This is a genomic window from Sediminibacterium goheungense (genome assembly GCF_004361915.1).
GTDB lineage: Bacteria > Bacteroidota > Bacteroidia > Chitinophagales > Chitinophagaceae > Sediminibacterium > Sediminibacterium goheungense.
This window is the reverse complement of record NZ_SNWP01000015.1, coordinates 23454-37800: the sequence shown is the minus strand read 5'-3', so window position 1 is coordinate 37800 and position 14347 is coordinate 23454. Positions and strand designations below refer to the sequence as shown.

The following is a 14347-nucleotide window of genomic DNA, read 5'->3' as shown; positions in this document are numbered from 1 at the left end:
CTACGGGAGGAGAAAAAAAACAGAGAAACAGAGGAATAAGGAACAGAGAAATGTCCAAAGTGAGTAAAATTACCGATGGAGAACTTCTTCTACTTCGGACATTCCTTATTTCTTATTCCTCTGTTCTAAAAACCAAGTAATATCACTAAAAGTAAAGGCAAAAATGTTCGTACTGCTGTTCGCAGCTGCCGCAGGGCTTTATTGAGTTGGTTTTCCACCGTTTTGGGGGATATATGCATCACTTTGGCGATCTGTTTTACAGACATGCCTTCATTCCGACTGTATTGGAAGATGATACGGCATTTTTCGGGTAGCTTCTCCACTTCTTTTTTTACGAGCATAAGAATACGCTTATAGTGGAGGCTATTTTCGACAGGCATTTCTACCACAAGGGCTGTTTCAGTAGATTCACGGTATTGCCTTTCGCGTACTTTCGTTTTTACACGGGCCAGCACCATATATTTGGTAGTAACGGCCAGGTAGTTCTCAAGCTGGATGATTTGCTGGGTATGGCGGTTCTTCCAGAGGCTGAAGAATACATCATGAACAATATCTTCTGCCTCCTGGCTATCCTGTAAGCGGTTATGGGCAATGGTGAATATCTTCTGCCAGTAACGATGGTAAATGGTCATAAAAGCCTGCTCATCGCTATGAGAAAGCAGATTCAACAGCAGGGAGTTATCATATGACAAATATTGACTCATACAGCAAGGATGCGTAAAATTAGGGAAAGTATTCAATAATTATCAGAGAGGAATAACGCTGTGACAGGTTCGTTAATAATTTATTAAACAACCTATCCGTCTACAGTATCGCCGTAAGATTGATGTAAATTTTGTACAATTCTTACAGCAGAGTCCGGTGAAATAGTCATTCTTTAATCGTTAAAAAAAATCTTCCCAACACCAATGTCCACAATACGTAAGTCAATCCCTTTATTTTTCCTTTTAACATTATTGATGGCAACTGCTTCCCTTGCACAAAAGCGAGGCAATTATCTGTTGGTTAAATACGATACTACCGGTAAGCAACCCTTTGGATATATTATTACCACCCCTAAAGGAGATACCATTACAAAGCTCGACACGGCAAAGTATTATGTGTGTTTCAGCGATACTATTGAATATTTTGCCATCGTAGGTATCAGAAATAAAAAAGGCTGGTGGGCCATCGACACAAAAGAAAACCTTTTATTCGAGGTATATAATACCAGCAGTGGGGAGCCCTCACCCGATGTGCTTCGGGAAAAAATGATCCGGATTGTGGGAGAAAATGAAATGATAGGTTTCGCCAATGAGAAAGGTCAGGTCATTATCAAGCCTACATTTGAAGCTGTCTCCAGCTTTTACAAAGGCAAAGCCCTGATCGGTAAACAATGCCGGCAGGTGCTTTGGTGCTGCGAAGGTGACCATGCTGATAAACATTATATCACCGAATGTAAACAGACAGGGTATATCAATAAAAAGGGACAAGTTCTGTATTTAGGTTACCAGACTTTTGAGCAGACACAAAGAAAAATCGGGTGGCAATCAGAATAAAAATATCAAGGTTAACAATAGAATATAGATACAGCTACTTATCAGCTAATTAAAAAAGGAAATTGATCACTCAATCTCCTTTTTTAATTTATCGTCCCCCTTCCTACTCATCTTATAATCCTGCCCATCCAAGTTCACTTAAGTTTCACATCCAGGTACACTGAATGTCTGCCATAGGTTTCATAAAATGGTTTGAATACCACATCATCAATGGTGAACTGCAATGTTTTGGGATCGCCTTTGATGTTTTTACTGATATCATCTGCATCCAGTGTTACTTTGCGCCATTCTTTTCTCGCCTCAGGTTCCTGTGCGGCCAGCAGGATGGGGCCATAAAACAGACTCGCAATATTCTGCTGATCCATCACCGGATCGAGGTGAAACTGGAAAGGCATTTTCAATTCAATCACATCACCATTGTTCCAGCTACGGCTGAGTTTCAGATAACTGCCTGGAGTGGCCTGTACTTTATGTTCTTTACCATTGATCTTTACCATAAACCCTTTCGTGGCCCAGGCAGGCACACGCACATGCACATCAAACTTACCGCTTCCCTTGATCTTGAGTTTTGTTTCATCTTCATTCGGGAAACTGGTAATCTGCTCTACCGTAACATTTCTTTCTGTCCAATCCAGTGTAGAAGCTACATACAGGTTTACATACAAAGCTTTGTTATCATTACTTCTGTAATAGATCGTATTCTGCAACTTGGTACTGCTTTCTATGGCCGTACCATTACAACAGGTAAAACCAGTCATATTGGGATTACCGAATTGTTTGATAGAGCCTGGTTTTAATGGCACATGGTAGGTATTTGCAGCTGTATTCTCCGCCACAGATGCCAGGATATGGTTGTATAAACTGCGCTCATAATAATCCATATACTCCGTCTTCTGATCGAAGAGAAACAGATTACCGGTAAGCTTCAGCATATTATAGGTTGCACAGGTTTCGTTTTGTCCACCCGCAGCAAAACCATTTTCATACAGGGTTCCTGGCTGCGCAATAAAGCACTCCGCATTGGCAGGGTTTCGTGCGCCGGCCACACCACCGATACTATACATATAATCGTTTACCATCTTGTACCAGAAATTATCGGCTATCTTATAATATTCCGGATTATTGGTAGCCAGATAGGTTTCCACACTACCTACCACCTGCGGAATATGCTGATTGGCATGTAACCCACGGAAAAGATCTACATTTTTAGCCAACCCATGTGAATGTTGTGTGTCGCCAAAGAACACCCTGATATTATCAAACAGTTGTGCTGTTTTAAGGTGGTTGGGTTGTTTTGTGATACGGTATAAGCGTGCCATGGATTCATTCATACCACCAAACTCACCTGCGATATACGTGTTCCACATTTTAATGAGCGTATCGGTGGGTACCTGACTCAATCTTGCATATACCCAGTCGCCCATATGGGAAGCAATTTCAAGCGCTTTTTTATTGCCACTTACTTCATATATATCCGTTAAGCCTGCCAGAATTTTATGGAGCGTATAATAAGGTGCCCATACCTGATTTTTTTGTCCGCCATATTTAGCACCTTTTTCAAGCATGATGAACTGATCCGGAGGATAGGCACTGATAAAACCCCTGCCCCAGTTCCAATAATCGTTTCTGATAGCAGTATCACTTAAATCAGAATCATAATCCTTCTTACCCGGACCAACCGGCACTTTTGTAGGATCAGACACATAGGCACCACCCGGTTGTTTAGGATTGCCGGATAATTGCGATAACTGGTAAAGTGAATTTACCATGTAATCCATTTTCTGTGCAAAATTGGCCTGCAATGTTTTGTCATAACCCGTACCTGCATAGGCTTGCGCAATCGCAGTAAGATAATGACCCGTAGCATGGCCCCTTAATTTGGTATCACGGCTATCCCAAACACCCAATGGTTTGGCACCCTCCGGTTGCTTTTGTCCGAAAGCATGACGGAACATATACAGGAATGCATCCGGATCTGTTTTGGCCAATGTATTCACAAACTTATCCCGGTTCTCAACGAATTTTGATTTATGTCCGTGCGGATCATTTTGCAGTGTCACCTGTTGTAATGCAAAGGGTTTTAGTTTAGCGACAGGTTTGATGGATTTGCTGCTGTTTTTTACAGTCACCAACGCTTTCGGCTGAAAAGTAGTACCTGCAACACGCCCTGTGATGGTATATGTACCGGCTTTCAATACAGCATTATTATCTACATCTGCGGGCCAGATCACACGTACTTTCGGCCCTTTGAATCCGTCTTTGTAAGTACCATTGGTATAGCTTGGCAATCTTGGCAAGGTTCCTAGTTCTGTTTCTACTTTTACATCAGCAACGCCCGTTAAATAAGCGGTGTACAATTGTGGTTCGGTTGCTGCAAATTTGGGAAGATCCTCTTCTACCCTGCGCTGGTTCACACCACCCTGATTAATACCTCTGCGGGAATTATTAAATACGCTTCCAATCTGCGTAGGATTCAAGGGAACACGATAAATACGGAAATCGCGAACCATTGCATCCAGAAAAGGATCACCCGGTAGCAGTGACTTACCGATATATAGTTTTTTGTCGGCCGTTTGCTGACCAAATACATCTGTCAGTTCTTTTGGTATTTCTTTGGATTCACCCACTGCTTTACCATCTACATAAGTAATCAGTGATTTGGAAGGAATATCAATAACAATGGTTACCAGCACCCACCTGTTCAGTTCAATGCCGGGAGCGGCAATTCCTTTCTGTTCGCCGGTAGTAAGTGCCGCAACCATTCCCTGTTGTGAACCGGCTCCTGCGGGTGCTGCAAAAAAATGTTTCGAACTGTTTTGTCCGAAATCAAAAAAACGTTGACCGGGTTTTTGCGACCTGAGATGGATCCATCCGGAAATACTCAATGACTCCAGATCGGTAAGCGCTTCGCCAGGTATGCTGACATAGGAACTGCTGTCGCCGGCTAAGGATAATACTTTACCAAAGCGGGGATCATCTACGAATTTCACCTGTGTACCCGGACGACCATGCAAGGTATTTCTTGACCAGTCTCTGGTATCACCATTAAAAAGATAACGGGCAATCAATCCGGTTTCACCAATACCATCCAGTATCTGGTCGCCACCCTGAGCAAAAGAAGCAGTGGTACCCTGTAAGATAACCGTCAACAACAGGATCACACGCAGTCCAAATTTGTACATTTTCATATCGTAAGCATTTTCTTGATAACCCAGCTAACAGGTTATACAGTCAATAATTGTTCGTTTGACAATTAAACATAAAACTATAAAGAAACGGTGTCTGGTGACTGTGTTGATTTTAACTAATACTTACATGATATTAACAGGACTGGGATGGGCAGGATGAGGATGAACTAGGATGTGCAGAATGGAGCGGATCGACAGGATGAGGATGAACTTTCGATGTTGTTGGTCGCCTGACCCACAACGGCAGTATTACATATCACCGTTTCCTATTTCTCTGTTTGATTACTGGTTACTACTGAATGAATAGATACTGTGCTCCTATGAACTTTTGAAAAGTTTCGAAACTTTCCAAAAGTTATGCTGCATAAAAAAAGAGGTTAAGCATCAACTTAACCTCTTTTTATTGGTCGGGACGACTGGATTCGAACCAGCGACCTCTTGCACCCCATGCAAACGCGCTACCGGGCTGCGCTACGTCCCGCTCTCCCAAATCTGACATCTGCCATCCGACATCAGCCATCGATTTGGGGCTGCAAATATAGGGGTAAAACAAAAATTCAGGTTATATTGCACAAAATTTTATACCCGCTACATGAAGATCCTCATCAGGCAGGCTAAGATCGCCGATACAAATGCATCAATCAATGGACAGGTCAGGGATATTTTAATTGAGGATGGAATCATTACCCGTATTGCTGAGAACATTACAGCAAGTGCCGACAAAGAAATAAAAGCAGAGGGCTTACTGGTTTCTCCGGGCTGGGTCGATATTTTTGCCCATGGTTGTGATCCCGGATATGAATACCGGGAAACACTCGTTACTTTGGCTGAATCGGCTGCGGCTGGTGGTTATACGCAGGTATTTGCCCTTCCCGATAATAAACCTGTTACCGATAATAAGGCACAGGTAGAATATATTAAACTGGGCTCACAGCAATTAGCTGCCAGTATTCACCCTATCGGTGCCATTACCCGTAAAATGGAAGGTACCGCCCTGGCTGAAATGTATGATATGCGCAACAGCGGTGCAATAGCTTTCTCAGATGGTCTCACCCCTGTTCAATCGCCCGGACTTTTTCTCAAAGCCTTACAATATGTAAAAGCTTTTGATGGCGTATTGATTCAATTACCGATTGATAAAAGCATTGGTGCCGGCGGACTCATCAATGAGGGGATTGTTTCTACCAGACTTGGGTTACCCGGTTTGCCTGCCTTGGCTGAAGAACTCTTTATTAAAAGAGATATCGATTTATTGCGATATACAGGATCCAAACTTCATCTTACCGGTATTTCTACAGCCAAAAGTGTAGAACTGATCAAAGCGGCGAAAGCAGAAGGTTTATCGATTACCTGCAGTGTTACCCCTTATCACCTGTTTTTCTGTGATGAGGATCTGCAGCAATATGATACCAACCTGAAAGTAAACCCGCCCTTACGTGCCAGAACAGATATGATGGCTTTGCGTGAAGCAGTAAAAGATGGGGATATTGACTGTATTGCTTCGCATCATATTCCGCAGGACTGGGATCATAAAACCTGTGAATTTGAATATGCGGCGCATGGCATGATTGGTCTGCAAACGGTATTTGCAGTGGTGAATGAAACCATTCCTGAACTAACAGAACAGCAACTGGTTGCATTATTATCTGACAATGCCCGTAATATTTTCGATCTTCCAAAGACTCATATAAAGGAAGGTGCCGTGGCAGAACTGACTTTATTCTCCAGAACAGCCGGAACCGTGCTGCAAAAAGAGAACCTGAAAAGCAAATCTGCCAACACGCCATTTATAAACACCCCTTTTAAAGGTGCCGTGCTGGCGACCATCCACAGGGGACAAATTCATCAACCATAAACCAACTGATACATGAAACCTAACTTCAATCAGACTGCCATTACTTACGGTGTAATTACCGGTTTAATTTTCCTTGCTATCAATTTTGGTGCCTGGGCCCTGGCAGACACACCCACATATGTATCTGCATTAGGTATCACTACTTTTATTCCCTACGTTATTGTATTGTTGATTGTTGGCGGTATCAGACTCCGTAAGCAAAATGAAAACCTGATGACTTTTTCAGAAGCTTTGAAATTTACGTTTCTGGCCTATGTAATTTATGCGCTGATAGAAGCGATTGGTAATTATGTTTTGTATGCGATCGTTGATCCTGATCTAACGGCTAAAGTGTTGGAAATAACCCTGCAGAAAACGCAGAAAATGATGGAAGCTTTTGGGGCATCTGAACAACAAATGGAAGAAGCCATCAGTAAAGCACAGAAAGAACCTCAGACTACTTCTTTCAAACAGGTATTCGTAGGATTGGGTACCAGCCTGATATGGAATTTTATTAAATCTTTACTGATCAGCGTTATTATTAGAAGAGAACCTAAATTCGAAGATCAATTATAAATTCGCCCATGGATCTGTCAATAGTCGTTCCCCTTTTTAATGAAGATGAGTCGCTACCCGAATTATGTGGCTGGATTGAATCTGTGATGCAACAGAACGGCTATTCCTATGAAGTTATTCTTGTGGATGATGGCAGTACCGATGCCAGCTGGGAAGTGATACAAGCTATTGGCAAAAAAAATGCAAGTTTCAAGGGTATCAAGTTTCAACGCAATTATGGCAAGTCTGCCGCTTTGAACGAAGGCTTTAAAGCGGCTCATGGTGATGTGATCATCACCATGGATGCCGATATGCAGGACTCGCCCGATGAAGTACCTGAATTGCGTCGCATGATCATTGAAGAAGGATATGATATGGTGAGCGGATGGAAGAAAAAAAGATACGACAATACACTTACCAAAAATATCCCTTCCAAACTATTCAATGCGGTTGCCAGAAGCAGCTCAGGCATTCAATTACATGATTTTAACTGCGGACTAAAAGCATACCGTAAGAAAGTGGTGAAGAGCATTGAAGTATATGGTGAGATGCACCGGTATATTCCCATTTTAGCCAAATGGAGCGGCTTCAGAAAAATTGGCGAGAAAGTGGTGGAACACCGTGCCAGAAAATATGGGGTTACCAAGTTTGGCTGGCAAAGATTTGTGAATGGATTCCTGGATCTGGCCACCATTATGTTTCTGGGTAAATTCGGCAAGAGACCCATGCAGTTTTTTGGTTTACTGGGCACCCTGTCTTTTCTGATTGGTTTTGTGGCCAGCATATCACTCATTGTATCTAAATTCATGTCAACCGATTTTTCGCTGACCAACAGACCCAGTTTTTATATTGCGCTTACGACCATGATTATCGGTATGCAGCTATTCCTTACGGGTTTTGTAGCAGAACTGATTGCTCGCAACGCTTCAGAAAGAAATGTATACCTGATAGAAGAGAAATCTGGGCTTGACTGACGGACTACTACATGAAAAAAAAAGTGATCATTATCGGATCTGCCTGGCCATTAAGAGGTGGAGGCATCGCTACTTTTAATGAAAGACTGGCCAGGGCATTTATGCAGGAGGGGCATGAAGTCATTATATATAGTTTCTCTCTGCAATACCCTTCTTTTTTATTTCCCGGTAAATCACAGTTTGGCAATGAGCCCAGACCGGCAGATCTGCATATTAAGTCTGTCATCAATTCTGTAAATCCTTTCAACTGGTTTCGTAGTGGCAATGCCATCAGAAAAGAAAATGCCGATCTGATTGTGGTACGTTACTGGTTACCTTTTATGGGGCCCTGTCTGGGTACCATCCTCCGTATCGTTAAAAAAAATCATCGTTCAAAAATTGTTTGTATTGCAGACAATGTGATCCCGCATGAAAAAAGGGTTGGCGATACGGCATTCACGCGTTATTTCGTAAAACCCGTGGATGCATTTATTACCCTGAGTGAAAAAGTACTGAAGGATTTAACTTTGTTTACCCGTAAGCCTGCACTGGCTACTGTACATCCACTGTATGATAATTTTGGAGAACCTATCTCTAAAACAGAAGCAAGGTCTGCATTGGGTATTCCTTCGGAAAATCCTGTCATTCTTTTCTTTGGGTTCATCAGACAATATAAGGGTCTTGATCTTCTGCTGAAAGCCATGGCTGTTTTAAAACAAAAGGGCAATGCCCCACTCCTTTTAATTGCCGGTGAGTTTTATGAGAATCGTCAACAGTATGAACAAATGATCGATGAACTGGATATACGAGACCTGTTGATACTAAGAACAGATTTTATTCCCGACAATGAAGTGCGTAATTATATCTGTGCAGCCGATTTTGTGATTCAACCCTATAAACATGCTACCCAATCGGGCATAACTCCCCTTTCCTATCATTTTGAAAGACCGATGCTGGTAACCAATGTGGGTGCCCTGCCCGCTATGGTACCTCACGAAAAAGTAGGTATTGTTACAGCTCCTGAGCCTGAAGCCATTGCCCATGGTATTGAACAACTATACAGTTTAGGCGAAGCGCATTTTTTGTTTCATCTTCGCAATGAGAAAAAGAAATACAACTGGCAGTTGCTGACAGACAGTATCTGGCAGTTGGCGGGAAAAAACTAAAAATTGTATGATGTCTACAAGAATACAGGAAATCATTGCGGCTTCCATAGCCGTGAAGCAAACCATACTCAACGATGCTGCCATTCAAAAAACGGTACAGCAGATTACAGATGCGGTAGTGTCAGCTTTTGAATCCGGGCATCGCGTTATGTTCTGTGGTAATGGCGGCAGTGCAGCAGATGCTCAGCACCTTGCTGCAGAATTTTCAGGCCGCTTTTATAAGAATCGTCGCGCACTACCTTCCGATGCATTGCATTGTAATAGTTCCTACCTCACAGCGGTAGCGAATGATTATAGCTATGATGATATTTACAGCCGTTTGGTAGATGGCACGATGGAAAAAGGTGATGTATTGATCGGCATCAGCACTTCGGGCAATTCACCCAATATTGTAAAAGCCTTTGAAACAGCCAGAACCAAGGGTATCATTACCGTAGGTTTTACAGGTACCAGCGGTGGTAAAATGAAAGACCTGTCTGATTACCTGCTCAACATCCCATCTACAGATACCCCGCGTATTCAGGAAAGTCATATTATGCTGGGGCATATCATCTGCGAACTTACAGAAGCTGCTATTTTTAAAGGATAAGAATACATTATGTTGTCATTGGATCAGGTAAACAATGAATGGACACTATTTCTGGATCGGGATGGTGTGTTGAACCACGAAAAGAATAATGACTATGTGTTAAACCGGGCCGAATTCCGTTTTTATGAAGGCGTTCCGGAAGCCATGGCTGTGCTGAATACGTTGTTCCAACATATTGTAGTAGTAACCAACCAGAAAGGTGTTGGCAAAGGATTGATGAGTAAAGATGATTTAGCTGACATACATAGTCATATGTTATCGGTGATAGAACAGGCAGGTGGAAGGATTGATAAAATTTATTTTTGCTCCGATCTGGCCGACGACTCACCCAACCGGAAACCACAGGCAGGTATGGCTTTACAGGCGAGACAGGACTTCCCGGCCATTGATTTCTCAAAAAGCATTATGGTGGGTAACCGCCCCAGTGATATGAAATTTGGCAGAAATGCAGGTATCCATACCGTTTATCTGGCTACCACCCACCCAGAAACACCTTTTCCCCATCCGGATATTGATCTTCGCTTTAACAGCCTACCGGAGTTCGCCGCAGCAATGAAGGCTGTATAAGAAAAACATAAAACTGTTTTACATCATTGCGATTGGTTTAATTTTATAGTATATGAAGGCATTACTGATCCCCTGTTTATTATTGATGGGTATGATTCCGGCTCTTGCACAGGATGACCGCATGCGTATGCAGCAAATGGAAGATGAGTTAAAGCCCCTTGCCTATACCATTATGAACGATGATGATTTTGTAACGCGGTTCAGAGCAGACAGTGCCTTTATACGTGGATTGGTAAGGGCACTCAGAACGCCCCACTCTTTTCGTTATCGTTTTGATTCACTCAGCTCTATTTCACAACTGTATGCGCCCGACAGTAGTTTTCGCATTTTCACCTGGCAACTACAGATGGAGGATATGAATCATTTCAGACAAAAAGGAGCCATCCAAATGCGAACAGCTGATGGATCCTTAAAACTGATTCCTTTATTTGATGCTTCTAAATACACGGAAGCACCGGCTGATTCTGTACGAAATGCACAGAACTGGATAGGTGCGGTTTATTATAACATCATTCAGACCAAATACAATAACCGCAATTACTATACACTTTTTGGATATGATGAAAATGATGCCCGTAGTACCAAAAAATGGCTGGAAGTACTCACCTTCGATGTAAATGGTAATCCCGTTTTTGGTGGCAGGTATTTCAATTATCGCGAAGATGACCTGAAACCCAGGCAACCTGCATTCCGATTCTGTGTTGAATTTAAAAAGAAGGCCAATGCCAAACTGAATTATGATCCGGAGTTAGATATGATTGTATTGGCCCATCTGGTAAGTGAAGAAGGAGATAATAAAAAGAAACACACACTGGTACCCTATGGAACTTTCGAAGGTTTTAAATGGCTGGGAGGCCGCTGGGTACATCAACCAGATATCAAGGAAGCCAATCCGGATGCCCGTGTAAACCCCGATCAGACAAGGAGAAAACAATAGCAGGATATTTGATGTCAGATGGCAGATCTCAGATTTGTTTTAAAGATCTGAGATCTGCCATCTGCCATTTAATCAAGTTTCAGTACTGCGAGAAACGCTTCCTGTGGTACTTCTACGTTTCCGATCTGTCGCATCCGCTTTTTACCTTCTTTCTGTTTCTCGAGAAGTTTACGTTTACGACTGATATCACCACCATAACATTTGGCTGTTACATCTTTGCGCATGGCGCTGATATTTTCACGGGCGATAATTTTAGCACCAATGGCAGCCTGAATGGCAATCTGGAACTGTTGCTTAGGTAATAATTCTTTCAGTTTTTCACATAAGCGGCGACCAAAATCCTGTGCCCGGCTGCGGTGGATCAATGCACTCAGTGCATCTACTTTATCGTTATTAAGAAGAATATCCATTTTCACAATATCCGCTTCACGGTATCCAATCGGATTATAATCAAATGAGGCATAGCCGCGTGTAGAACTTTTCAGTTTATCATAGAAATCGAATACGATTTCGGTGAGTGGCATTTCAAAAATCAATTCTACACGTGAAGGTGTGAGATAACTCTGGTTAATGAGAATACCTCGCTTACCCAGACATAAAGTCATAATATTACCGATATAGTCTGGCAGGGTAATGATCTGCGCTTTAATGAAAGGCTCTTCAATTCTATCAATCTTCACTACATCAGGCATTTCAGCCGGATTGTTTACAATAATCTTTTCTCCCCTGGTAGTATAGGCATTAAAGCTTACGTTTGGAACCGTAGTAATCACCGTCTGGTTAAACTCACGTTCCAGTCTTTCCTGGATAATTTCCATATGCAGCAGTCCGAGGAACCCGCATCGGAAACCAAAGCCCAGCGCCTGAGAGGTTTCCAGTTCAAAAGTGAGGGATGCATCATTCAGTTGGAGTTTATCCATACAATCGCGCAACTCTTCAAACTCATCTGTATTTACCGGAAAGATGCCGGCAAATACCATGGGTTTCACCTCTTCAAATCCATGAATCATTTCACCCGGGTTTGCGGCAAGGGTAATGGTATCACCCACTTTTACTTCTTTGGCATTTTTAATACCTGTAATGATATAACCCACGTCACCCGCTCTTACTTCATCCTTTGGAGTCATACTGAGTTTCAACACCCCTACTTCATCTGCAAAATAATCATTACCGGATGCCACAAAACGTATCTTATCTCCTTTCTTCAACACACCGTTCAGGATACGGTAGTACACAATAATACCTCTGAAACTGTTGAATACACTATCAAAAATCAATGCCTGTAAAGGTGCATCCGTATTACCTTCCGGAGCAGGTATACGTTCAACAATGGCTTCGAGAATTTCTTCAATACCGATACCCGATTTTCCGCTGGCTAATAAGATATCTTCCTGTTTACAGCCGATCAGATCCACAATCTGGTCGGTTACTTCCGGAATCTTGGCACCATCCATATCAATTTTATTGATCACAGGAATGATTTCAAGGTCATTCTCGATGGCCAGGTATAAATTACTGATGGTCTGCGCCTGGATACCCTGCGATGCATCCACCAGCAGCAATGCGCCTTCACAGGCTGCCAGTGCACGGCTCACTTCATAACTGAAATCAACGTGCCCGGGTGTATCAATCAGGTTCAGCACATATTGCTCGCCTTTATAGGTGTAATTAATCTGTATAGCATGACTCTTGATGGTAATACCCTTCTCTCGTTCCAGGTCCATATCGTCCAGTACCTGATCCATCATCTGACGCTCAGTAATCGTTTTGGTATGCTCTAATAAACGGTCAGCCAGCGTACTTTTTCCGTGGTCAATATGCGCAATAATGCAAAAATTCCTGATCTGCTTCATAAGTGCGCAAAGATACGCTGAAAAAGGGTCAGGAATCAAAAGGTAAGGCACAAGGTTATACAGATTGAGGTGCTTTTTCAGGTTGTTTGGGCAGAAAAATGTCCATATCGCTTCCACAAACGCCGTTTTCACCTAAATTGGCATTATAACCCTGCAGTTTATGCTAATCAGAAAACTGAACAAAAAGGCCCAGATAAACAATGAAACCGGGCTTGGAACCAATACCAACCTTAGTGGTACAGGTCGCTTTTTTAACCGTAATGGCGAACCCAATATGCAGGTTATGGGGATGAACCTGTGGCAGCGATTAAACATATATCACTCACTGCTCACCATGTCTATGTGGAAGTTTTTACTGGTTGTGGTGATTTATTTTTTGGGTACCAATCTGCTTTTTACTGCCATTTACTACCTGATTGGTATTGAGCACCTTGGTGGTCTTATGCAGGTTCATGGGCTTGAATTATTCGGCGAAGTATTTTTCTTCAGTGCACAAACTTTTACTACGGTTGGATATGGCCGGATTAACCCCATGGGATTTGCGGCAAGCTTTACCGCTTCTATGGAAGCGCTTACTGGTCTTATGACTTTTGCTATTGCAACCGGTATTATGTGGGGACGTTTTTCCAGACCCAAAGCTTATATACGATACAGCAAAAATGCGGTGGTTGCACCTTTCAGGGATGGTATTGCACTGATGTTCAGAATGGTGCCCTTTACCAGAAATTACCTGGTGAATGTTGAAGTTAGAGTTACGTTGGCTATGCAGGTTATGGAAGATGGGCAGATGAAAAACCGTTTCTTTAATATGCCGCTTGATATTGCCAAAGCGAATACCATGACTGCTAACTGGACGCTTGTGCATATCATCAATGAAGAAAGCCCGATATATGGTTTTACCAAAGATGACCTCACCAATGCACATGCTGAAATGCTGGTATTTGTGCAGGGGTTTGATGAAAGCTTTTCCAATACGGTCATTTCACGTACTTCCTACACCTATGAGGAACTGGTTTTTGGTGCCAAATTTTTACCCATGTATCATCCTAGTGAAGATGGTATGAAAACAGTGCTTCACCTGGATCAATTGGATGCTTATGAGAAAGTTGAACTGGGACAGGTATGATTATGGAAGATCATCATGATAATAAATCATCTTGCCTATCA

12 protein-coding genes and 1 tRNA gene are annotated in these 14347 nt (G+C 42.4%); 9 read left to right on the top strand and 4 right to left on the bottom strand.

The features are described 5' to 3' along the window. Positions 1–125: 125 nt before the first annotated feature. The gene (locus BC659_RS15730) at positions 126–704 is read right to left on the bottom strand and encodes an RNA polymerase sigma-70 factor (protein ID WP_133475776.1); all 579 of its coding nucleotides are present in this window, start codon (positions 702–704) and stop codon (positions 126–128) included. A 255-nt stretch (positions 705–959) separates the two neighbouring features. Between BC659_RS15730 and BC659_RS15725 the strand changes: the two genes are divergently transcribed. Next, entirely contained in the window at positions 960–1538 is a 579-nt protein-coding gene (locus BC659_RS15725) for a WG repeat-containing protein (protein WP_162847455.1), read from the top strand. Positions 1539–1672: 134 nt separating this feature from the next. Here BC659_RS15725 and BC659_RS15720 read toward each other — a convergent pair whose 3' ends face one another. After that, positions 1673–4726, bottom strand: coding sequence for a beta-L-arabinofuranosidase domain-containing protein (locus tag BC659_RS15720; RefSeq protein WP_133475774.1), 3054 nt, complete (start codon positions 4724–4726; stop codon positions 1673–1675). 404 nt (positions 4727–5130) lie between these two features. After that, a tRNA-Pro gene (locus BC659_RS15715) sits at positions 5131–5207 on the bottom strand. Between the two features lie 111 nt (positions 5208–5318). On the opposite strand from BC659_RS15715, the gene BC659_RS15710 reads away from it, so the two are divergent. Genes BC659_RS15710 through BC659_RS15680 form a run of 7 tightly spaced genes read left to right on the top strand, consistent with a single transcriptional unit; the run spans position 5319 to position 11327 of the window. Then, complete coding sequence (locus tag BC659_RS15710) at positions 5319–6581, top strand: dihydroorotase (protein ID WP_133475773.1); 1263 nt, start codon at positions 5319–5321, stop codon at positions 6579–6581. Between the two features lie 12 nt (positions 6582–6593). Then, the gene (locus tag BC659_RS15705; RefSeq protein ID WP_133475772.1) at positions 6594–7136 is read left to right on the top strand and encodes a DUF4199 domain-containing protein; all 543 of its coding nucleotides are present in this window, start codon (positions 6594–6596) and stop codon (positions 7134–7136) included. 8 nt (positions 7137–7144) lie between these two features. Continuing rightward, positions 7145–8089, top strand: a complete 945-nt coding sequence (locus BC659_RS15700; protein WP_133475771.1) for a glycosyltransferase family 2 protein — start codon at positions 7145–7147, stop codon at positions 8087–8089. An 11-nt stretch (positions 8090–8100) separates the two neighbouring features. Further along, positions 8101–9234 (top strand): glycosyltransferase, encoded by a 1134-nt coding sequence (locus BC659_RS15695; RefSeq protein WP_133475770.1) that lies wholly within the window; start codon positions 8101–8103, stop codon positions 9232–9234. 7 nt (positions 9235–9241) lie between these two features. Continuing rightward, a complete protein-coding gene (locus BC659_RS15690) occupies positions 9242–9823 on the top strand; it encodes a D-sedoheptulose-7-phosphate isomerase (protein ID WP_246027164.1) in 582 nt (193 codons plus the stop codon). Between the two features lie 9 nt (positions 9824–9832). Next, entirely contained in the window at positions 9833–10390 is a 558-nt protein-coding gene (locus BC659_RS15685) for a D-glycero-alpha-D-manno-heptose-1,7-bisphosphate 7-phosphatase (RefSeq protein WP_133475769.1), read from the top strand. Positions 10391–10442: 52 nt separating this feature from the next. Beyond that, entirely contained in the window at positions 10443–11327 is an 885-nt protein-coding gene (locus BC659_RS15680) for a hypothetical protein (protein WP_133475768.1), read from the top strand. A gap of 68 nt (positions 11328–11395) precedes the next feature. Here BC659_RS15680 and lepA read toward each other — a convergent pair whose 3' ends face one another. Next, the gene (gene lepA, locus BC659_RS15675; RefSeq protein WP_133475767.1) at positions 11396–13180 is read right to left on the bottom strand and encodes a translation elongation factor 4; all 1785 of its coding nucleotides are present in this window, start codon (positions 13178–13180) and stop codon (positions 11396–11398) included. Between the two features lie 160 nt (positions 13181–13340). On the opposite strand from lepA, the gene BC659_RS15670 reads away from it, so the two are divergent. Next, positions 13341–14306 carry an ion channel gene (locus BC659_RS15670; protein ID WP_133475766.1) on the top strand — a complete coding sequence of 322 codons (966 nt, stop codon included), beginning with the start codon at positions 13341–13343 and terminating at the stop codon, positions 14304–14306. Positions 14307–14347 lie beyond the last annotated feature (41 nt).

Excerpts from the sequence above, each read along its gene's own strand:
- BC659_RS15730 (WP_133475776.1), bottom strand. The coding sequence starts at position 704 with ATGAGTCAATATTTGTCATATGATAACTCCCTGCTGTTGAATCTGCTT.
- BC659_RS15725 (WP_162847455.1), top strand. The coding sequence starts at position 960 with ATGGCAACTGCTTCCCTTGCACAAAAGCGAGGCAATTATCTGTTGGTT.
- BC659_RS15720 (WP_133475774.1), bottom strand. The coding sequence starts at position 4,726 with ATGAAAATGTACAAATTTGGACTGCGTGTGATCCTGTTGTTGACGGTT.
- BC659_RS15710 (WP_133475773.1), top strand. The coding sequence starts at position 5,319 with ATGAAGATCCTCATCAGGCAGGCTAAGATCGCCGATACAAATGCATCA.
- BC659_RS15705 (WP_133475772.1), top strand. The coding sequence starts at position 6,594 with ATGAAACCTAACTTCAATCAGACTGCCATTACTTACGGTGTAATTACC.
- BC659_RS15700 (WP_133475771.1), top strand. The coding sequence starts at position 7,145 with ATGGATCTGTCAATAGTCGTTCCCCTTTTTAATGAAGATGAGTCGCTA.
- BC659_RS15695 (WP_133475770.1), top strand. The coding sequence starts at position 8,101 with ATGAAAAAAAAAGTGATCATTATCGGATCTGCCTGGCCATTAAGAGGT.
- BC659_RS15690 (WP_246027164.1), top strand. The coding sequence starts at position 9,242 with ATGATGTCTACAAGAATACAGGAAATCATTGCGGCTTCCATAGCCGTG.
- BC659_RS15685 (WP_133475769.1), top strand. The coding sequence starts at position 9,833 with ATGTTGTCATTGGATCAGGTAAACAATGAATGGACACTATTTCTGGAT.
- BC659_RS15680 (WP_133475768.1), top strand. The coding sequence starts at position 10,443 with ATGAAGGCATTACTGATCCCCTGTTTATTATTGATGGGTATGATTCCG.
- lepA (WP_133475767.1), bottom strand. The coding sequence starts at position 13,180 with ATGAAGCAGATCAGGAATTTTTGCATTATTGCGCATATTGACCACGGA.
- BC659_RS15670 (WP_133475766.1), top strand. The coding sequence starts at position 13,341 with ATGCTAATCAGAAAACTGAACAAAAAGGCCCAGATAAACAATGAAACC.